The sequence below is a fragment of the Variovorax boronicumulans genome, from assembly GCF_009811375.1.
GTDB classification, from domain to species: domain Bacteria; phylum Pseudomonadota; class Gammaproteobacteria; order Burkholderiales; family Burkholderiaceae_C; genus Variovorax; species Variovorax boronicumulans.
Genome location: NZ_BKDH01000001.1, coordinates 3,746,258 through 3,766,552 on the forward strand (window position 1 = coordinate 3,746,258; position 20,295 = coordinate 3,766,552).

Here is a 20,295-nt window from a genome sequence, read left to right on the forward strand (position 1 = left end):
AATTAACCCCGGGGTCATGCCCAAAGGTTATGGGCTGGGTTCTTTTGGCATTTCCGGGCACGGCGAGGGGCCTCTACAGTCGCACGCTGTCTCTTCTGTTCCCTTTCTTCTTCACTTCCGGAAAGTTGCCTCCATGCATGTGTGCGTGCTCGGCGCCGGCATCGTGGGCCTGGCGACCGCCTGGCAACTCGAGCGCCAGGGCCACCAGGTCACGGTGATCGACCGCGCGGCGCCCGGCGCGGGCGCCAGCGGCGGCAACGGCGCGCAGCTGAGCTACTCGTACGTGCAGCCGCTGGCCGATCCGTCGATCTGGACGCAGCTGCCCAAGCTGCTGTTCTCCCCCACTTCGCCGCTGAAGCTGCGCCCGCAGCTCGATCCGCTGCAGTGGCGCTGGGGCCTGGCCTTCCTGGCCGCGTGCAACGCCGCGACCTCGCGCGACACCACCGCGCAGCTGCTGGCGCTGGCGGCCGCGAGCCGCACGGGCTTCGAGGCCATGCAGGCCGACATCGCACCCGACTGCGATTTCTCCGCCACCGGCAAGCTCGTGCTCTATGCGAGCGCCGCCTCGCTGGCCGGCGCGCGCGCGCAAGTCGAACTGCAGCGCACACTGGGCAGCGAGCAGCGCATCGTCACGCCCGATGAGTGCGTGGCCATCGAGCCCGCGCTCGCGGACTACCGCGGCCAGATGGCCGGTGCGGTCCACACGCCGAGCGAGTGCGCGGCCGACTGCCTCAAGGTGTGCGCCGAGCTGATGCGCGCACTGAGCGCGCGCGGCGTGCGCTTCATGCTCGGTGCCGACGTGCACGGCTTTGCGCGCAGCGAAGGCCGCGTCGCCGCCGTGCAGACCAGTGAAGGCGACATCGAAGCCGATGCCTTCGTGATGGCGCTGGGCTCGGCCTCGCACAAGCTCGGTCGTGCGCTCGGTGCCTACCTGCCGGTGTACCCGCTCAAGGGCTACAGCATCACGGTCGACGTCGACCCCGCCCCCGGTGCGGCACCCCGCGTGAACGTGACCGACAGCGCGCGCAAGGTCGTCTTCGCGCGCATCGGCTCGCGCCTGCGCGTGGCGGGCATGGCCGAGCTCGTGGGGCACGACGCGAGCATTCCGGCCACGCGCATCGAGACGCTGGCCGACACCACGCGCGCCGTGTTCCCGCGCGCCAGCCGCCTGGCCGAACTGCACCCCTGGACCGGCATGCGCCCGGCCACGCCGAAGGGCCTGCCGATCATCGGGCGGCTGCCGCACGCGCCGTCGAACATGCTCTTCAACACCGGCCACGGCGCGCTGGGTTTCACGCTGGCCTTCGGCTCGGCGCAGCGGATCGCGCAGGCGCTGGACGCGGCCCCGTCGCGCTTCTGAGCTTGCGGCCCAGGCGCCGCCAGCCGATCACCACGCCGGTCAGGCTCAGCAGCGCACCGCCCGCACTGAGCACGACCAGCAGCACGTCCCACAGCGGACGGTGCGCGAGCAGCGGAAGCCAGTCCCAACTGTGCAGCATCGCGAACAGCCAGCGGCTCCACCGGCGCGTGCTGTCGCTGCGGCCGAGCATGGCGCCGGTCTGCGGATCGACATGGACCCAGGTGGCGTGCGTGTCGGCGAACACCACGCGCCAGACGGGCAACGGCTTCTCGCTGCCGCCAGTCATGGTGTGCGCTTCGCGCGTGTAGTAGTGGCTGTCGTAGGCGGTGAGCACGTCGATGCGCGCGACCGGGTCGGGCAGCAGTTGCGCGACGGCGGTGCGCAGCGCCGCGGGTTCGATCTGCCGAGGCTGCGCGCTGGCCGCATCGCGCACCAGCGGCCGGCCGCTGGCGGTGCTGGCCAGCACCAGCGTCTGCCCCGCCGCGCGCACCCAGCGCAGTTCGCGGATGTCGCCACGCGTGGAAGCCAGCAATGCAGCGGGCGTCGCCTCGCCCATGCCTACAACGAGCGGCCCGCCCTGCATCGCCGCCATGCGCAATGCCGGCGCGCCGCTGTCGAACACGCGCCAGGGGTTCATCGACATCAGCCCGCTGAAGATCCACGTCAGCGTGACGAGCGCGAACAGCAGCCCGCTGATGTGATGCCAGCGCATCATGAAGCCCTGGTACGGCGAGTGCGAGCCGCTCTTGTAGGTGCGCCGGAAGCGCCAGCGCATCACGCCCACCACGGTGCCGGTGAGCGTGACGGCGATGCCGACGATCGACAGCCAGTTGACGATGTCGGCCCAGTAGCGGTCCAGGCCCGTGCCGCGCAGCGGGTACAGCCAGTGGATCCACGCGCCGGCGTAGTTCCACAGCCGCTCGGCGCGCGGTGCATCGCGCACCACCTCGCCGGTTCGACCCGAGATGTACAGCCGCGTGGCCTGCGCATCGGCCAGGTCGACCACATGCAGCGGGCGGTGCGCGTCGAGCCCGCGCGAATGGGTGAAGGCGTCTTCGTCGATGGTGCCCCGGTACTGGAGCACCACGCCCTCGCCCCCATAGGCCTGCGCGCTGATGAGTGCGCGGGCGCGGTCGACCTGGCGCAGCACGGCGCCGGTCTGCGCATCGACGACGACCACGCCGCGCCCCGGTGGCGATCGGCGCGCGCCGGGTTCTGCCGCGCTCGCCGGCACCGCGAGGTACACCGACTGCCCGCCGCTGGCCACGGCGAGTCGCAGGTCCTGCAACGGCCCCGCGATACCGGCCGCATCGAGCGCCTGTCGCGGGCCGAGCAAGGGTGCCTTCGCATCGAGCGGCGGCAGGTGCTGCAGACGCTCGGCCTCGGTGAGCTTGGGGTAGCCCACGTACATCATCACCACGCCCGAGACGAACCACATCGCGAAGAAGGCGCAGACGACCACGCCCAGCCAGCGGTGGATCAGGAACAACCAGCGTTTGGCATGCATGGCGGCGCTCCTTCGATTCAGAAGCTCACGCGCACCGACACATCGGCCGTGCGCGGCGCGCCGAGGTAGGCGAAGCCGGTGCCGACGTTCGCGGCGTACACGCGGTCGGTCGCGTTGCGCACGCGCCCCACCAGCGTGACGTTGCGGTTCACCTGCCAGCTCAGCCCGAGGTCGAGCAGCGTGTAGCCGGGCCAGTGCATCGTGTTGGCCGCATCGGCATACACCTTGCCCACATGCCGCACACCCGCCGTGGCCTGCAGGCGCGGCGTGATGGCGTACGACACCCAGAGGTTCGCGACCACCGCCGGCGTGTTGGTCGGCGTGCGGCCCGCGAGCGACACGCCGCCCTGGCGGAACTGCTCGTAGCGCGCATCGACGTACGTGAGGTTGCCCTGCAGCGACCACTGCGGCGTGGGCTGCAGCCCGAGCGCCAGCTCCACGCCCTTGGACGACTGCTCGCCGACCAGCACCGTGAGCGCGCTGTTGGCCGGGTCCTGCGTCGCGATGTTGGTGCGGCGGATGCTGTAGGCCGCGAGCGTGGCCGTGCCCTTGCCCTGCCAGAAGTCGAGCTTGGTGCCGACCTCGACCTGCCGGCCGGTGGTGAGCTCGCTGTTGTTGCGCACATCGGCGAACGAGGCGGTCGAGAGCACGCCCGACGGCGGATCGGCCGCGGTGGCGTACTGCGCGTACAGGTTGGCGCCGGGCGCGAAGTCCCACACCAGGCCGATGCGGCCAGTGGTGGGCCGGTAGCCGCGATGGAAGGTGGCCGGGTTCGCCGCGTCCACGGTGCGGCGGTTGACCAGGTCGAGGTCGATGCGCTCGTGGCGCAGCGCCGTCACGAGGTGCAGCGACGGCTGCAGCGCGGTGCGGTTCTCCAGGTACAGCGCGGTGGTCCGCACCTTGTTGTCGCGGTCGGGCCGGAAGCCCGGCGTCATGCCCGGCACGTCGAAGAAGCGCTCGGTGGCGAAGACGTACGGGTTCACCGTGCTCACGGTGCCGGGCAGGCTGTTGGGAAAGCGCGTCTGCCGGTTCACGCTGAAGTCCAGCCCGAATGACCAGTCGCTCTTGAACCCGCCGAGCTGCCCCTTGTAGAGGCCTTCGACGCGGTTGCCCCACACGTCCTGGTCGTGCCGCTGCAGCAAGGCACCCGAGCGGATGACGGCCGTGTTGCGCGCGTTGTAGCGGTAGTTCTCGACGTTGCGGTAGTCGCGCAGCGCGTCGTAGGCATAGAAGGTGTTCTTGAACTGCAGCGCGTCGCTGGCCTGCCATTCGGTGACCGAACGCAGCCACTGCACGCGCTGCGCATAGAGGCCGTCGGCGCTGTTGTAGTTCTTGAAGCGTGTGCCGCGGTCGATGCGCATCTCGCCGCCCGCCGGGTTCAGCACCGGCGTGCCCCAGTAGGGCCGCGTCACGTCTTCGTCCTGGTACTCGTAGGCCAGCGTGTGCTTCAGGCCGCCGCCGAAGTCCGACAGCAGCGAGGCCGCGAGCTGCGTCGACTTGCTTTTGGTGCCGTCGGTCCAGCCGTGGGCGTCGCGGTGGTTCACGTCGATGCGCGCGTAGTGGCTGCCCGCGCCGCCGTCGCCGGCGATGCGGCGGTTGAGGCCGAAGGAGGCCTCCTTCAGGTTCTGCGTGCCCAGGCGCAGCTGCGCTTCGGCGAAGTCGCTGCGCTCGGGCGCCTTGGTGATGTAGTTGATCGAGCCGCCCAGCGCACCCGAGCCGAACAGGAAGCTCGACGGGCCGCCGATGGCCTCGACGCGGTCGTAGATCCAGCTGTCCACCGGGCGCGCCGCGATCGAGTACTGCAGGTTGATGCCGTTGAACAGCTGCGCGATCGAGCCGCTGCCGAAGCCCCGGTAGCTCACGCCGACGTTGCCGGGCGCATCGTGCGCGGTCACGCCGGGCACGGCGCGCAGCGCCTCCTGCGTGTTCTGCGCGCCGCGCGCATCGAGCACCGCGCGGTTCACCACCGTGACCGAGGCCGGCGTCTCGCGCGGCGTGAGGCCCAGGCGGCTCGCGGTGTCGGCGGGCGTGTCGAGGTCGAGCCGGCCGTTGGGGCGCGGCGCGTCGTCGGCCACTTCGATCGGGGGCAGCGACGACACGGCGGTCTGGGCATGGGCAGGCGCATGAACGGCGCCGAACAGGGCAAGCAACCCCAGGGCGGGGGTACGGGAAAGGGTGGGCATGGCATCTCTCTTGCGACGGCGCTGGCGAAAACAATGAAGCGCAGCGCCGGCCGCACAACGACCGGGAACGCACCGCGCGGCCCGTTCAGGCGGCGTCAGGTGCAGGAACGACGAAGCTCAGGAGAGATGCGTGGGCGGCCCGCGCGCCGGCAGCGGCGAGGCCGTGGCTGCCGCGAGGCGGGCAGCGGGAATCGGTTGCAGCGCGCGGCCCAGCGGCAGCGGCGTGGGCAGCGTCACCTGCGCGGCGGCGGGCGGCGGGCCGGAGACCATGCACAGCGGGCAGTCCATGGCCGCCATGCCGACTTCGGTGGCGCCGTCGTCGCCCTGCACGATGAGCTTGACGGTGCCGGCGGCGGAACACACCAGCTCCATCGCCTGCGGGTTCACGAGCGGCGATGCGCCCGCAATCAACAGCGACGCCATGAACCACGCCAGCACCAGACGGTGCATTGCGCAGAAGGTTCGAAGGGCGTGCATGGGCGCGGATTATGGCGCGAGGCGAATGCCCCGCATCTTTCTCAGGCGGTCTGCTCGATCGCTTCGCGCATGCAGCGCGTGATGCCGCGCACCGCCACCGAGTCGGGCCGGCCCGCAAAGCGCAGCGCGCGCACCGGCACCGGAATGTGCGGCTCCAGCGTCAGCACGTCGACCTTGGCACGGTCGGCCGAGCGCGCCGTGCAGCCGTCGACCAGCGCCACGCCCAGCCCGTGGTGCGCCATGGCCAGCGCCGCGTGGTAGGTCTGCACCGTGACCACGGCCTGCTGGAAGCCCACGCCCGCCTGCCGGCAGGCCTGGCTCAGGCTGGTGCCGACCGGGTCGCGGCCGTCGAGGCCGATCACCGGGCGGTCGATGAGGTCGTGCAGCGCCACCGAGCCGTTGCGCACCAGCGCACGCGGCAGCATGCCCTTGGGCGCGACGCACACCATGCGGCTGTCGGCCAGCGTCTCCTGCGTGAGCGAGGGATGCACCGCGGGGCTGAAGGCAAAGCCCACATCGGCCTCCTGCAGCAGCAGCGCCGACATGATCTGCGGCGAGTGCAGCGACTCGACCGTGATCGCGTAGCCCGGGTGCATCTCGCGGAAGGCCTTGAGCGCGCGCGGCAGGATTTCGTAGCTCAGTGCGAGCACGCTGAGGATGCGCAGCTCGCCCGTGTCGTTGCCCGCGCGCAGGTTCGCCGCCAGCCGCTGCACCTCGTCGAGCTGTGCGAACAGCCGCTCGATGTGCGGGTACAGCGTGAGCGCCTCGGTGGTCGGCGTGAGCCGCCCCTTGGCGCGCTGGAACAGCGGAAAGCCCAGCTGCAGCTCGGCATGCTGCAGCGTGCGGCTCACGGCCGGCTGCGTGATGTTGATGAGCCGCGCGGCCGCGCTCACGCTGCCCGCGAGCATGATCGCGTTGAAGACCTCGATGTGGCGCAGCCGCATGGCCGACAGTCGTCGGGGGCGGTCAGCGGACGGTGGTCTTGCCCGTCGCGATGTCCATCACCATGCGCACGCCCAGATAGAGACGCGGCTCGATCGAATCGATCAGCACGTACTCGGCGTCGGCCGTGTGCGCGCCGAAGCCTTGCAGGCCGAAGCGCTCGATGACCGGCGCCTTGGTCTTGAGCGAGGCGAACGCCGCGTCGGTGCCGCCACCGGCCGCCTTGTCGTCGGCGCCCAGCGGGCGGCCCAGCTCGTCCTTGTAGATGGCCTGCGCATGCTTGGCCAGCGCACGCGACGCGTCGGTGGCCTCGAGCGGCGGACGGCGGCGTTCGAACTTCAGCTCGACCTTGGCGTCAGGCACCAGCTGCTTCTTCACGCGCTCGTTCACCTGCTGCTCGATGCGGTCGTAGTCGGCCACCTTGAGCACGCGCACGTCGGCGCCCGCGGTGGCGCTGGCCGGGATCACGTTGCGGTTGGTGCCCGACTTGGAGATGGTCCAGTTCATCTTCAGGCCCGTGGACGGGTCGGACAGGTCGCGCATCTGCAGGATCTGATGCGACAGCTCGTACAGCGCGTTCACGCCCAGCTCAGGCGCCGAGCCCGCGTGCGAGGCCTTGCCCGCCACGTTCAGCGTGACCGAGGCGATGCCCGCGGTGGCCAGCGAGAGCTTGTCGTCCTTGATCGACGCACCCTCGAACGACAGCACCGCATCGTGCTCGCCGCCGAGCTTGGTGAGCAGCGCGCGCGAACCCGGCGAGCTGATTTCCTCGTCGCCGTTGATCAGCACGGTGAGCGTGCCGTAGTCCTTGAACTTCAGCGCCTGCAGCATCGACACCAGGTGCGTGATGACGGCCACGCCCTGCTTGTCGTCGGCAATGCCCAAGCCGTAGGCCTTGTCGCCGTCGACGCGGAACGGCTGCTTGTTGAGCATGCCCACGGTGTAGACCGTGTCCATGTGCGCGATGAGCATGATCTTCTTGGTGCCCGTGCCCTTGAAGGTGGCGCGCACCACGCGGCCGATTTTCTCGGGCGTGTCTTCCATGCGGTAGGCGTCGGCGCTCGGGTCGATCAGCTCGACCTCACCGCCCAGCGCCTTGAACTTGGCGGCGATGAGATCGGAGATCTTCTCGAGGCCTTCGATGTCGCGGCTGCCCGACTCGATGGAGACCAGCTCCTTCAGCGTCTCGAGCAGGGCGGGCTTTTCCTTGGCGGCCAGCGCGGCGATGCGGGCATCGGGGGCTGCGGAAGCGGTACCGAGGAAGGCCGCGCCGACGGCGGCGAGCAGGAAGGTGCGGGGCTGGAGTTTCATGGGCGTGTTTCTTCTTTCTGTCGTTTGTCTCTTGGGGATCGTGCAAATGTGGATCAGTGAGGATCAGTGGGCCTTGTCCCAGTTGGGACCGACGCCGATCTCGGCGAGCAGCGGCACCTTGAGCGCCGCCACGCCGGCCATCAGGCGCGGGATTTCGGTGCGCACCCATTCGACCTCGGCCTCGGGCACTTCGAACACCAGTTCGTCGTGCACCTGCATGATCATTCGGGTGGCGCGCTTTTCTTCGTCAAGCACGTTCTGTACCTTGACCATGCTGAGCTTGATGAGGTCGGCCGCCGTGCCCTGCATCGGCGCGTTGATGGCCTGGCGCTCGGCCGCCTTCTTGCGGGGGCCGTTGCCGCCGTTGATCTCGCTCAGGTAGAGGCGCCGGCCGAACACGGTCTCGACATAGCCCTTGTCGCGCGCGAACTCCACGATCTGGTCCATGTAGGTCTTCACGCCCGGGTAGCGCGCGAAGTAGCGATCGATGTACGAGGCCGCCGCCTTGGTCTCGATGCCCAGGTTCTTCGCCAGGCCGAAGCTGCTCATGCCGTAGATGAGCCCGAAGTTGATGACCTTGGCATAGCGGCGCTGCTCGCTGGACACCTGGTCGGGCGTGGTGCCGAACACCTCGGCGGCCGTGGCGCGGTGCACGTCGACGCCGTCGGTGAAGGCGCGCAGCAGCGACTCGTCGCCGCTGATGTGGGCCATGATGCGCAGCTCGATCTGCGAGTAGTCGGCGCTCGCGATCACGCTGCCCGCCGGTGCCACGAAGGCCTCACGCACGCGGCGGCCTTCGGGCGTGCGGATCGGGATGTTCTGCAGGTTGGGGTCGTTGCTGCTCAGGCGGCCCGTGACGGCCACCGCCTGCGCGTAGTGCGTGTGCACGCGGCCGGTGCGCGGGTTGGCCAGCTGGCCCAGCTTGTCGGTGTAGGTGCCCTTGAGCTTCGAGAGGCCGCGGTGCTCGAGGATCTTGGCGGGCAGCGGATAGTCTTCGGCCAGCTTCTCGAGCACTTCTTCGTCGGTGCTGGGCGCGCCGCTCGGCGTCTTCTTGACCACGGGCAGGCCCAGCTTGGTGAAGAAGATTTCGCCGATCTGCTTGGGCGAACCCAGGTTGAAGGGCTGGCCCGCGATGTCGTAGGCCTCCTGCTCCAGCGCCATGATGCGCGTGCCCAGGTCGTGGCTCTGCGCGGCCAGCGTGGGCGCGTCGATCAGCACGCCGTTGCGTTCGATGCGGTACAGCGCCTCGCTCGAATCCATTTCGAGCTGGTAGATGTAGGCCAGCTTTTCTTCCTTCTGCAGCAGGGGCCAGAGCGTGCGATGCACGTCGAGCGTCTGGTCGCTGTCTTCGCACGAGTACTCGGCGGCCTTGGCGATGTCGACCTGGCTGAACGAGATCTGGTGCGCGCCCTTGCCGCACAGGTCTTCGTACGAGATGCCGCTGCGCCCCAGGTGACGCTCGGCCAGGGACGACAGGCCGTGCGGCTTGTTCACTTCGAGCACGTAGCTTTGCAGCATGGTGTCGTGCGCGTAGCCCTGCACCTCGATGCCGTGGTTGGCGAACACGTGGCGGTCGTACTTGATGTGCTGGCCGAGCTTTTTCTTGTCGGCGTTCTCGAGCCAGGGCTTGAGCCTGGCGAGCACCTCGTCGATGGGCAGCTGCGCGGGCGCGTCGGGGTAGTTGTGCGTGAGCGGAATGTAGGCCGCTTCGCCCGGCGTGACGCTGAAGCTGATGCCCACGATCTGCGCGACCATTTCGTCGAGCGAGGTGGTCTCGGTGTCGATGGCCGTGAGTTCGGCGGCCTCGAGTTTGGCGAGCCAGGCGTCGAACTGCGCCCACTCCATGATGGAGTCGTACTTCAGGTTGCTCGCGGGCGCGGCGGCCTCTTGCGCTTCCAGCTCGGAAGGCTCGTCGAACAGGCCGCCCTGGTCGCGGTCGGCCTTGGAGGCGGCCTTCTTCTTGGCGTTCTCTTCGATCAGCTCGGGCGGCACTTCCTGCGCTTCGAGCGACTTGACGAGGCTCTTGAAACCGAACTTCTCGTAGAAGGGCTTCAGCTCGGCCGTCTGCGGCGCGCCGACGGGCAGGCCTTCGAGCGACGGCAGGCCTTCGACAAAGCCGTTCAGGTCGCAATCGGTGCGGATGGTGACGAGGCGGCGGCTCAGCGGCAGCTTGTCGAGCGCCTGGCGCAGGTTTTCGCCGGCGGCGCCCTTCACTTCGGCGGCACGTTCGACCAGTGCATCGAGCGAGCCGTATTCGAGCAGCCATTTGGCGGCGGTCTTCGGGCCGACCTTGGGCACGCCGGGCACGTTGTCGACCGTGTCGCCGATGAGCGTCTGGTAGTCGACCATGAGGCTGGGGGGCACGCCGAACTCGGCCGTCACGCCGGCGATGTCGCGTTTCTTGCCGTTCATCGTGTCGATGATGGTGATGTGCTCGTCGACCAGCTGGCTCAGGTCCTTGTCGCCGCTGGACACGATCACTTCGACGCCCTGCGCGGCCGCCACCTTGGCGAGCGTGCCGATCACGTCGTCGGCCTCGACCTCGGGCACGGTGATCACCGGCCAGCCCAGCAGCTTGACCACTTCGTGGATGGGGTCGATCTGGCTGCGCAGGTCGTCGGGCATCGGCGAGCGGTTGGCCTTGTACTCGGGGTACCAGTCGTCGCGGAAGGTCTTGCCGGGGGCGTCGAAGATGCAGGCCGCGTAGTCGGCGCGCACCTCGCGGCGCAGCGCGGTCATCATGTTGATCATGCCCCGGATCGCCCCGGTGGCCGGGCTCTTCGGGTCGCCGGGCACGGCGCGCAGATCGGGCATCGCGTGGAAGGCCCGGTACAGGTAGCTCGAGCCATCGACGAGCAGCAGCGTTTTCTTGTCGGTCATCGGGGCATTTTGCCGTGCCCGGACCGGCGCCCCGAACGACACCAGGGTCGGCTGGCGGCCGACACGCCGCCAGCGGGTGCACGCCTACAATCTGCGCATGCCTAGCTCCCCACTCCTGGTCGCCCGCCGCATCCTGCTGGCGCTGGCTTTCGCCACCCCCGTTGCCGCCCTCGCGCAGGCGCCGGCCGCGCCCGCCGCCAAGCCGGCCCCGGCGGAACCGCTACAAAATCAGGAGCAGGCCGACGGCCGGCGCAACCAGAAGGTCGAGCACATCCACACGGAAGACAGCGGCGCCTCGGTCGACGAGGTGCGCTACGGCGGCCGCACGCAGAGCATCAACGTCAAGCCCAAGTCGAACATGCCCGGTTACGAAGTGCTGCCCAACGACGGCGGCAGCGCCCGCCCCGGCACGACCGGCGACGCGAACAGCGGCGGCAACGGCCCGCGTGTCTGGAACGTGCTGAAGTTCTGACCGTGACGCTGTCGTTCTCCTTCCCGACAACCCTCTTTTCTCCCGCAGCCGCCGTCCGGCGCTGAGCATCGCCATGGCAGTTTTTACCGAAGTCCAGTTCGGCGAGGCAGACGCGCTCGTCCAGCGCCTTGGCATGGGCGCCCTGCGCGAGCTGCGCGGCATCGAGGGCGGCATCGAGAACACCAACTACTTCGCCACCACCGAATCGGGCGAATTCGTGCTGACGCTGTTCGAGCGCCTGAGCGCCGAGCAGCTGCCGTACTACCTTTGCCTCATGAAGCACCTGGCCGGTGCCGGCCTGCCGGTGCCCGCGCCCGTGGCCGACCCGGCCGTGGCGCCGCCGACCGGCCATGCGCTGTCGATTCCCGCGCAGGCGCCTTGCGAGCTGCTGCACCGCGTGGCCGGCAAGCCCGCGGCGCTGGTGCAGAAGCTGTCGGGCCGCAGCGAGCTGGCCCCCACGGCCGCCCACTGCGCCGAACTGGGCGCCATGCTGGCCCGCATGCATCTGGCCGGGCGCGACTATCCGCGCATCCAGCCCAACCTGCGCGGCCTGCCCTGGTGGAACGAGACCACCCCGGTGGTGCTGCCCTACATGGACGAGGCGCAGGCTGCGCTGCTGCGCGCCGAGCTGGCCTACCAGAACCATGTCGCCGAATCGTCGGCCTACGCGGCACTGCCGCGCGGCCCGGTGCATGCCGACATGTTCCGCGACAACGTGATGTTCGCGACCGACGGCGCGCCCGATGCGCCGCCGCGCCTCACGGGCGTGTTCGACTTCTATTTCGCTGGCACCGACACCTGGCTGTTCGACTTGGCCGTGTGCCTGAACGACTGGGCCATCGACCTGGCCAGCGGCCGGCATGACGCCGCCCGCGCCGACGCCCTGCTCGCCGCCTACGAAGGCGTGCGCGCGCTGAACGCCGCCGAGCGCGCCCTGCTGCCCGCGATGCTGCGCGCCGCCGCGCTGCGCTTCTGGATCTCGCGCCTGTGGGACTTCCACCTGCCGCGCGAGGCCAGCATGCTCAAGCCCCACGACCCGACGCACTTCGAGCGCGTGCTGCGCGAGCGCGCCACCCACCCGCACGCCATCGCCCACGTCCTCGAACCGGCGCTGGCAGCCTAAAGAAGGTGTGACCGAACCCGCCATGCCCGCTCATCCCGCCCAGACACACCCACTCTGCGTTGCAAATGCTCGCCATAGCCCAAGCTATGGCTGCGCTTCGCGCCTTGATGGGGCGCGCCTGGGCGGGCTGCTCGGCCACGCCGGATTCATTCACACCTTCTGACCCCCACATGAAACTCCACCTCGTGCCGGCGCGCACCGGCTTCGACTGGGTCCGCCTCGGACTCAAGACCTTCTGGCGCCAGCCGTTGGCCTTCATCTCGCTGTTCTTCCTGCTGATGGCGATGATCTCGACGGTGTCGATGCTGCCGCTGCTCGGCAGCGTGCTCGCCCCGATCCTGCTGCCCTTCATGACCCTCGGCCTGATGGTCGCGACCTCGGTGGCCGCGACCGACAACGCCGACGGCCTGGGCAATGCGGGCGACCTGGGCCGCCCCACGGGCTCGGCCATGTTCATCGCGGTGTTCGACGCCATGCGCACCGAATGGCGCTCGCTGGTGGTGCTGGGCGTGATCTCGGCCGTGTACTTCGTGCTGGCCGTCACGCTGACGGCACTGGTCGACGGCGGCCAGCTCATGCGCGCCTACCTGTTCGACGAGGTGGTGACGCCCGAAGTCATGAAGAGCAGCGAGTTCCTCACGGCGCGCACGCTGCTGATGTGCCTGAACCTGCCGCTGTCGCTGGCCATGTGGCATGCGCCGGCGCTGGTGCATTGGCACCGCGTGGAACCGGTGAAGAGCGTCTTCTTCAGCATCGTCGCGCTGTTCCGCAACTTCGGCGCCTACGCGCTGTTCGGCCTGGCGTGGTTCGGCGTGTTCATGCTCGCGGGCATCGCCATCGGCCTGCTCGCCACCGTGCTGATCGGCGTCGGCGCCATGGGCTCCGACGGCGCAGCCCTGGCGATCGGCAACATCCTGATGATCGGCACCGCGCTGGTGCTGGCAGCCATGTCGCTGGCCTCGACCTGGTTCACCTTCCGGGACAGCTTCGACGCGAACTGAGCGGGCATCGCCCGCTGCCCTTTCGGGCAAGCGGGACCGCCGGACTCAGACCGGCGTGAGCTTCGCCACCGACAGCGCCAGCCACTTCACGCCGTGGCGCGCGAACTTCACCTGCGCCCGCGCATCGTCGCCGGTGCCTTCGAGCGCGGTCACCGTGCCCTCGCCGAACTTGTTGTGGAACACCTGCATGCCTGAGCGCAGGCCGTGCGACGGCGCGGTCTTCTGCGGCGGCACGGGCGGGCTGGCGAAGGTGTCCTTGCCGGCGCTGCTGCCTCCACCACCGTAGCGGTTGCCGCCGCCTCCCCCACCACCGTAGCCACCGGCACCACCGCGCGTGCTGCCGTAGCCGCCGCCATAGCCGAAGGCCGAGGGCGCAAAGCCCTGGTTCTTCGGCGTGAGCCACTTGAGTGCGCCTTCCGGCAGCTCGTCGAAGAAGCGGCTCTTGACGTTGTAGCGCGTCTGGCCGTGCAGCATGCGCGTCTGCGAATGGCTCAGGTACAGGCGCTTGCGGGCGCGCGTGATCGCCACGTACATCAGGCGCCGTTCTTCCTCGAGGCTCTCGAAATCGCTCATCGAGTTCTCGTGCGGGAACAGGCCCTCTTCCATGCCGGTGATGAACACGCAGTCGAACTCCAGGCCCTTGGCGGCGTGCACGGTCATGAGCTGCACCGCGTCCTGCCCGGCCTGCGCCTGGTTGTCGCCCGACTCGAGCGCCGCATGCGTCAGGAAGGCCGCGAGCGGGCTCAGCGTTTCGCCGGTTTCGGCGTCGGGCGCCAGCGGCTCGTCGAGCACCGGCCGGCTGGGGTCGAGCCCCTGGCTGGCGGGCGACTGGCGCAGCTCGTCGACCGGCAGCGCCACGGCGTCGCGGCCGAAGCCTTCCTGCGTGACGAAGCTCTCGGCCGCGTTCACGAGTTCGTCCAAGTTCTCGATGCGGTCGGCGCCTTCGCGATCGGCCTTGTAGTGTTCGACGAGGCCGCTGTGGTCGAGCACCAGCTCGATGATCTCGCGCAGGCTCACGCCCTGGGTCTGCTCGCGCAGCACGTCGATCTTGGCGACGAAGGCCGTGAGGTTCGAGCCGGCCTTGCCGCCGACCGCGCTCACCGCGTCGTGCAGCGAGCGCCCGGCGGCGCGCGCCGCGTCCTGCAGGCTTTCGAGCGTGCGCGCACCGATGCCGCGCGGCGGGAAGTTGACGACACGCAGGAAACTGGTGTCATCGTCCTTGTTCTCGAGCAGGCGCAGGTAGGCCAGCGCGTGCTTGATTTCGGCGCGCTCGAAGAAGCGCAAGCCGCCGTACACGCGGTACGGCACCGAGGCATTGAACAGCGCCGTTTCGATCACCCGGCTCTGCGCATTGCTGCGGTAGAGCACGGCCATTTCCTTGCGGTCGAAGCCGTCGCGCGCCAGCTGGCGCATTTCCTCGACCATCCACTGCGCCTCGGCGAGGTCGGTGGGCGATTCGTACACGCGCACGGGCTCGCCTGGCCCCTGGTCGGTGCGCAGGTTCTTGCCCAGGCGCTTCTTGTTGTGGCTGATGAGCTCGTTGGCCGAGTCGAGGATGTTGCTGTAGCTGCGGTAGTTCTGCTCCAGGACGATCTGGCGGCGCACGTCGAACTCGCGCACGAAGTCGGTCATGTTGCCCACGCGCGCACCGCGGAAGGCGTAGATGCTCTGGTCGTCGTCGCCCACGGCGATCACGCTGTTGTGCTCGCCCGGCGTGAAGTGGCCGCCGATCGCCGTGTGGCCCGCGAGCATCTTCAGCCATGCGTACTGCAGGCGGTTGGTGTCCTGGAACTCGTCGACCAGGATGTGGCGAAAGCGCCGCTGGTAGTGCTCGCGCACGGGCTCGTTGTCGCGCAGCAGCTCGTAGCTGCGCAGCATCAGCTCGCCGAAGTCGACCACGCCTTCGCGCTGGCACTGCTCTTCGTACAGCTGGTAGAGCTCGACCTTCTTGCGGTCGTCGTCGCTGCGGGCTTCGATGTCGCCGGGGCGCAGGCCGTCTTCCTTGGCGCCGGCGATGAACCACTGCGTCTGCTTGGCCGGAAAGCGCTCGTCGTCGACGTTGAACTGCTTCATCAGGCGCTTGATGGCCGAGAGCTGGTCTTGTGTGTCGAGGATCTGGAAGGTCGAGGGCAGGTTGGCCAGCTTCCAGTGCGCGCGCAGCAGGCGGTTGCACAGGCCGTGGAAGGTGCCGATCCACATGCCGCGCACGTTCACCGGCAGCATCGCGGTCAGCCGCGTCATCATTTCCTTGGCGGCCTTGTTGGTGAAGGTGACGGCCAGGATGCCGCCGGCGGACACCTGCCCCGTCTGCAGCAGCCAGGCGATGCGGGTGGTGAGCACCCGCGTCTTGCCGGAGCCGGCACCGGCAAGGATGAGGGCATTGCCCGCGGGCAGCGTGACGGCAGCAAGCTGCTCGGCGTTGAGGTTGTTGAGCAACGGCGAGGCAGGGCCGCCCGTATCGGCTGCGGACGCGCCGGAAAACAGGTCGTGAGGGAGCATGGGCTCCATTGTAGAAAGCTGCCCCGCCCAGGGCCCCGCCGGGCGCGCTTGCCCCTGCGGGCATGACCTGGATCAAGGCCGGGCCCGCTGGCGTGCGCGGGCCTGCCCCTCTTGCGGCAGATCAAGTGATACGGCCGTGCCCGGCGGGAGACTGCCTCTCAGTTGCCGGCCCTGCGCGCCGGCCGTCACTGGAGAACCCATGCCCAAGAAATTCGCCCCCGCCTGCCTCGCCGCCCTGCTCGGCGCCATGGCCGCCCTGCCGGCCGCGGCGCAGGAAGCACAAGGCAACTGGTTGGTGCGCGCCCGCGCCGTGTACCTGAAGCCGGCGAACCACTCGGCCCCGGTGGCCGACCTGTCGATTCCGGCCGATGCCATCACGGTCAACAGCAAGACCATTCCCGAGCTCGACGTCACCTACTTCTTCACGCCGAACATCGCCGCCGAGCTGGTGCTGACGGTGCCGCAGAAACAGACGGTCACCGTGCAACAGAGCGCGCTGGGCGGCCCGGTGGACATCGGCACCTTCAAGCACCTGCCGCCCTCGCTGATGCTGCAGTACCACTTCATGCCCACCGCGAAGATCCGCCCCTACATCGGCGCGGGCCTGAACTACACGCGCCTGAGCAGCGTCAACCTGCAGGTGCCGACGGTCGGCCGCCTTCAGCTGCAGAACGAAAGCTTCGGCCTCGCGCTGGGCGCCGGTGTCGACATCGAGGTGGCGAAGAACACCTACCTCAACCTCGACGTGAAGAAGCTGCGCATCCGCAGCGCCGTGAACATGAATGGCGTGCAGCTGTCGACCGTGAAGGTCGACCCGTGGCTGTTCGGCGTGGGCATCGGCTACCGGTTCTGAGGAAGAAGCGCACCGCGGTCGTCGGGTATACGCAGCAACCCATAGGGTCAATACGCCCCGGCAACTTGCGCATCATCGCCATGGCCGTAAAATCAATCACCGGGCCCAAGTTTCTTGCGTCCGGTTTTTTTTGGCCGTCATTTTCATGACGCGACCACGAGAACCGGCCGGACCAAGCGCTCATTCGTTCCACTCAACGATTCCTTTCAGGAGCCTGGTCATGCAAATCTTCGATTACGACAACATCCTTCTGCTGCCGCGCAAATGCCGCGTGGAAAGCCGCTCGGAATGCGACGCCAGCGTCACGCTGGGCGAGCGCACCTTCCGCCTGCCGGTGGTGCCTGCCAACATGAAAACGGTGGTCGACGAGTCGATCTGCCTGTGGCTCGCACAGAACGGTTATTTCTACGTGATGCACCGCTTCGACCTGGACAACGTCCAGTTCGTGAAAGACATGCAGGGCAAGGGCGTGTTCGCCTCGATCTCGCTGGGCGTGAAGAAGCCCGACTACGACACGGTCGACCAGATGGTGGCCCAAGGCCTCGTGCCCGAATACATCACGATCGACATCGCGCACGGCCATGCCGACAGCGTGAAGAACATGATCGGCTACCTCAAGGCCAAGCTGCCGAAGTCGTTCGTGATCGCCGGCAACGTCGGCACGCCCGAAGCCGTGATCGACCTGGAGAATTGGGGCGCCGACGCGACCAAGGTCGGCATCGGCCCGGGCAAGGTCTGCATCACCAAGCTCAAGACCGGCTTCGGCACGGGCGGCTGGCAGCTGTCGGCGCTCAAGTGGTGCGCGCGCGTGGCCACCAAGCCGATCATTGCCGACGGCGGCATCCGCGACCACGGAGACATCGCCAAGAGCATCCGCTTCGGCGCGTCGATGGTCATGATCGGCTCGCTGTTCGCGGGCCACGAAGAGTCGCCCGGCAAGACGGTCGACGTCGACGGCACGCTCTTCAAGGAGTACTACGGCTCGGCCAGCGACTTCAACAAGGGCGAGTACAAGCACGTCGAAGGCAAGCGCATCCTCGAGCCCATCAAGGGCAAGCTGGCCGACACGCTGGTCGAGATGGAGCAGGACGTGCAGAGCTCGATCAGCTACGCGGGCGGCCGCACGCTGATGGACATCCGCAAGGTCAACTACGTCACGCTGGGCGGCGACAACGCCGGCGAACACCTGCTGATGTGAGCGCGACGGGCGGTCTGCCCGCCCGTCTTTTCTTTTTCTTTCAGGCCTCGAGCAGCTGCACTGCGTAGCGGTGCAGCGCGTGGGCCGGATCGGCCAGCGCATCGACCACGCCGAAGTGGTCAAGCCCCGGCAGCACCTCGCACACCGGCACGGTGTGGCGGCCCCAAGCCTCGCGGATCATCGCGGTGTGGCGGATGAACTCCGCGCTCTCGTTGCCCCCCACCGCCGCATAGAGCTGGCCGCGCGCCGGCGCGGGCCACAGTGCCGGGCTTGCGCGCCGCGCGTCGGCATCGGTGAGCTTCAGCGTGTGCTCGAGGAAGGGCGTGCGCTGCAACGGACGCAGATCGAACAACCCCGACACCGACAATGCATTGCGCACGAGTTGCGCGGGCAGGTCGGGCGCGACCGCCTTCCAGTCGCAGGCCAGCAACGCGGCCGCCATGTGGCCACCCGCAGAATGCCCGGCGACGGTGATGCGCGACGGGTCGCCGCCATGCGCTGCCACGTGACGCCACGTCCATTCGAGCGCCCGCACCATCTGCAGCAGGATGCTGGGCACCGTCACCGGCTGGTCGACCGGGCCCGGGCACAGCGCGTAGTTGGGCTGCACCACGCAGATGCCGCGGTCGTGGAAGGCGGGGCTGATGAACGAGTGGTCCTTCTTGTCCATGGCGCGCCAGTAGCCGCCGTGGATGAAGACCAGCACCGGCGCATCGGGCACAGGCGCCGGAAAGACGTCGAGCGTTTCGTTCGGGCCGGTGCCGTAGGGCACATCGATGCGGCACGGCAGCGTGTCGCGCGCCGCGGCGGAATCGCGCCCCCAGCGCGCGAAGTACGCGGGGTGGTCCTTCACCCGCGCCAGATTGTTGTACATGCCTTCCAGCCAGGCGGGGTCGTGCGCTTCCATGCGGTGCTTGCTCCTTGTTTTTCCGGGGCGCATCTTGGCACGGCCGCGTGCATGGAAATGCGCGGCTGGATAAAATGTGGGCTGTGTTGGGGGGGTAGCTCAGCTGGGAGAGCGCCGCGTTCGCAATGCGGAGGTCGGGAGTTCGATCCTCCTCCTCTCCACCAACCGACCCAGCAAAAAGGCCTTGGCAATCGCCAAGGCCTTTTTCATTTGCAGCTGTGCGCTGCGGCCGGGAAATGTCAGGCGTCGAGCGTCAGGTGCTGGCCGTGCAGCGCCGCGGCGCCCGGCGATGCCAGGAAGCCGATGGTCTGCGCCGCGACCGAGGTCGACACCCACTCGGCCGGGTTCGCGTCGGGCATCGCCTGGCGGTTGGCTGGCGTGTCCAGCACGCTGGGCGCCACGCTGTTGATGTTCACGCCGTGCGGCGCGGCCTCCGCCGCCATCGATTCCACCAGCCGCTGCAGCGCGCTCTTCGACGCGATGTACGCCGCCATGGCCGGCAGGCCGCGCGCCGCCACCTTGGCCGTCACCGCGACGATGCGGCCCGCGCGGCGCTCGATCATCGAGGGCAGCACGGCCTGCGTCACGGCGACGAACGACCAGGCGTTGAGGTTCATCATCCGGTCCCAGCTCGCGCGCGTGAGCGCGTGCGTCGCCTCGCCCATCTCGAAGCCGCCGGCAATGTGCACCAGCGCATCGACGCGGCCGAAGGCCTGCAGCACCTGGCCGGTGAGCGCGGCCATGTCGGGCGCCGAGGTCACGTCCCCGGCCAGCAGCAGGTGCTGCGAGTTGTCCAGGCCCGGAAAGACTTCGGCCAGGCGACCGGCGTGGTGGTCGACCAGCGCGAGCCGCGCGCCCTGGTCAAGAAAGTGCTGGGCCACGGCCCGGCCCAGCGCGCCCGCGGCGCCGGTGATCAGTACATGGGGCGTGTTGCTTGCATCGCTCATCGAAAACTCCTCGGATAGGGGGTGGGGCGGGGCCCCGACGGTCGCGCATCCTAACGCTCTCGTACAAATGTGCAGAAAATTTTTGAAGTCCCAAAAAGATTGGTATATACTCGTGGTCTTGCCAGAAAACACTAACGGTTTTCAAAGCAAGGGCTCTTAGCTCAGTTGGTAGAGCAGCGGACTCTTAATCCGTAGGTCGAGTGTTCGAGTCACTCAGGGCCCACCAACCAACATCGCGGCAACGCTGGAAAGCCTGCTACCCACAAGGTAGCAGGCTTTTTTCATGGTGCGTTCACTTGTACGTTTGATCGCGCCGACGCGAACCTTCGCAAGCCCCTCCCCGACATCCCGTGAAGAAATCCAAACCCGCGCCATCGCCGAAATCCTTCGACCTCAAGCAGCACTGGCATTGGGGCCGCGGCATGCGCCAGTTGCGCATTGCCGACTTCCTGAAGGACGGCCGCCTGCTGGTCCCCGGCGACCTCACGGGCGAAGGCCCGGCCACCGATGACGGCACCGGCGCGCTGCGCACCGTGGGCGGCGTGCAGGTCGGCAGCGCCGACTATGAAACCGGCCTGATGTGGGTCGGCCGCAAGCTGCGCGAAGGCGACCTGCCGAGCAAGCCCCAGGGCTGA

At 68.5% G+C, this 20,295-nt stretch carries 16 protein-coding genes and 2 tRNA genes; 9 read left to right on the forward strand and 9 right to left on the reverse strand.

What is annotated here, in order from left to right; genetic code table 11:
* Positions 1–133: 133 nt before the first annotated feature.
* Positions 134–1,360, forward strand: a complete 1,227-nt coding sequence (locus VHAB30_RS17215) for a D-amino acid dehydrogenase (protein ID WP_159277907.1) — start codon at positions 134–136, stop codon at positions 1,358–1,360.
* On the opposite strand, the gene VHAB30_RS17220 is transcribed toward VHAB30_RS17215, so the two are convergent.
* The 6 genes from VHAB30_RS17220 to polA form a co-directional block, all read right to left on the reverse strand.
* A complete protein-coding gene (locus tag VHAB30_RS17220; RefSeq protein ID WP_159277908.1) occupies positions 1,293–2,867 on the reverse strand; it encodes a PepSY domain-containing protein in 1,575 nt (524 codons plus the stop codon). The genes VHAB30_RS17215 and VHAB30_RS17220 overlap by 68 nt on opposite strands.
* Before the next feature lie 17 nt (positions 2,868–2,884).
* Positions 2,885–5,050: a TonB-dependent receptor gene (locus tag VHAB30_RS17225; protein ID WP_159277909.1), complete on the reverse strand. Its 2,166-nt coding sequence runs from the start codon at positions 5,048–5,050 to the stop codon at positions 2,885–2,887.
* A gap of 117 nt (positions 5,051–5,167) precedes the next feature.
* Positions 5,168–5,527 (reverse strand): hypothetical protein, encoded by a 360-nt coding sequence (locus VHAB30_RS17230; RefSeq protein WP_159277910.1) that lies wholly within the window; start codon positions 5,525–5,527, stop codon positions 5,168–5,170.
* A gap of 41 nt (positions 5,528–5,568) precedes the next feature.
* Positions 5,569–6,471, reverse strand: coding sequence for a LysR family transcriptional regulator (locus VHAB30_RS17235; RefSeq protein WP_062468929.1), 903 nt, complete (start codon positions 6,469–6,471; stop codon positions 5,569–5,571).
* 22 nt (positions 6,472–6,493) lie between these two features.
* The gene (locus VHAB30_RS17240; protein WP_159277911.1) at positions 6,494–7,780 is read right to left on the reverse strand and encodes a M20/M25/M40 family metallo-hydrolase; all 1,287 of its coding nucleotides are present in this window, start codon (positions 7,778–7,780) and stop codon (positions 6,494–6,496) included.
* Between the two features lie 63 nt (positions 7,781–7,843).
* Positions 7,844–10,660 (reverse strand): DNA polymerase I, encoded by a 2,817-nt coding sequence (gene polA, locus VHAB30_RS17245; protein ID WP_159277912.1) that lies wholly within the window; start codon positions 10,658–10,660, stop codon positions 7,844–7,846.
* 97 nt (positions 10,661–10,757) lie between these two features.
* Here polA and VHAB30_RS17250 point away from each other — a divergent pair, with 97 nt between their 5' ends.
* The 3 genes from VHAB30_RS17250 (at position 10,758) to VHAB30_RS17260 (ending at position 13,256) form a co-directional block, all read left to right on the forward strand.
* Entirely contained in the window at positions 10,758–11,132 is a 375-nt protein-coding gene (locus tag VHAB30_RS17250) for a hypothetical protein (protein WP_062468938.1), read from the forward strand.
* 73 nt (positions 11,133–11,205) lie between these two features.
* Positions 11,206–12,255, forward strand: a complete 1,050-nt coding sequence (locus VHAB30_RS17255) for a homoserine kinase (RefSeq protein ID WP_159277913.1) — start codon at positions 11,206–11,208, stop codon at positions 12,253–12,255.
* A gap of 170 nt (positions 12,256–12,425) precedes the next feature.
* Complete coding sequence (locus tag VHAB30_RS17260) at positions 12,426–13,256, forward strand: BPSS1780 family membrane protein (RefSeq protein WP_095744262.1); 831 nt, start codon at positions 12,426–12,428, stop codon at positions 13,254–13,256.
* A gap of 45 nt (positions 13,257–13,301) precedes the next feature.
* Here the strand turns inward: VHAB30_RS17260 and VHAB30_RS17265 are convergent, their stop codons facing one another.
* Positions 13,302–15,755 carry a UvrD-helicase domain-containing protein gene (locus VHAB30_RS17265; protein WP_159277914.1) on the reverse strand — a complete coding sequence of 818 codons (2,454 nt, stop codon included), beginning with the start codon at positions 15,753–15,755 and terminating at the stop codon, positions 13,302–13,304.
* Positions 15,756–15,954: 199 nt separating this feature from the next.
* On the opposite strand from VHAB30_RS17265, the gene VHAB30_RS17270 reads away from it, so the two are divergent.
* Positions 15,955–16,608, forward strand: coding sequence for an OmpW/AlkL family protein (locus VHAB30_RS17270; RefSeq protein ID WP_159277915.1), 654 nt, complete (start codon positions 15,955–15,957; stop codon positions 16,606–16,608).
* A 220-nt stretch (positions 16,609–16,828) separates the two neighbouring features.
* Positions 16,829–17,806: a GMP reductase gene (locus VHAB30_RS17275; protein WP_062468948.1), complete on the forward strand. Its 978-nt coding sequence runs from the start codon at positions 16,829–16,831 to the stop codon at positions 17,804–17,806.
* Positions 17,807–17,846: 40 nt separating this feature from the next.
* Here the strand turns inward: VHAB30_RS17275 and VHAB30_RS17280 are convergent, their stop codons facing one another.
* Positions 17,847–18,713: an alpha/beta hydrolase gene (locus VHAB30_RS17280; protein WP_159277916.1), complete on the reverse strand. Its 867-nt coding sequence runs from the start codon at positions 18,711–18,713 to the stop codon at positions 17,847–17,849.
* An 88-nt stretch (positions 18,714–18,801) separates the two neighbouring features.
* On the opposite strand from VHAB30_RS17280, the gene VHAB30_RS17285 reads away from it, so the two are divergent.
* A tRNA-Ala gene (locus VHAB30_RS17285) sits at positions 18,802–18,877 on the forward strand.
* Between the two features lie 75 nt (positions 18,878–18,952).
* On the opposite strand, the gene VHAB30_RS17290 is transcribed toward VHAB30_RS17285, so the two are convergent.
* A complete protein-coding gene (locus VHAB30_RS17290; protein ID WP_095946812.1) occupies positions 18,953–19,660 on the reverse strand; it encodes an SDR family NAD(P)-dependent oxidoreductase in 708 nt (235 codons plus the stop codon).
* A 150-nt stretch (positions 19,661–19,810) separates the two neighbouring features.
* Here VHAB30_RS17290 and VHAB30_RS17295 point away from each other — a divergent pair.
* Positions 19,811–19,886 (forward strand) — tRNA-Lys (locus VHAB30_RS17295).
* Between the two features lie 124 nt (positions 19,887–20,010).
* Positions 20,011–20,295, forward strand: coding sequence for a hypothetical protein (locus VHAB30_RS17300; protein WP_062468955.1), 285 nt, complete (start codon positions 20,011–20,013; stop codon positions 20,293–20,295).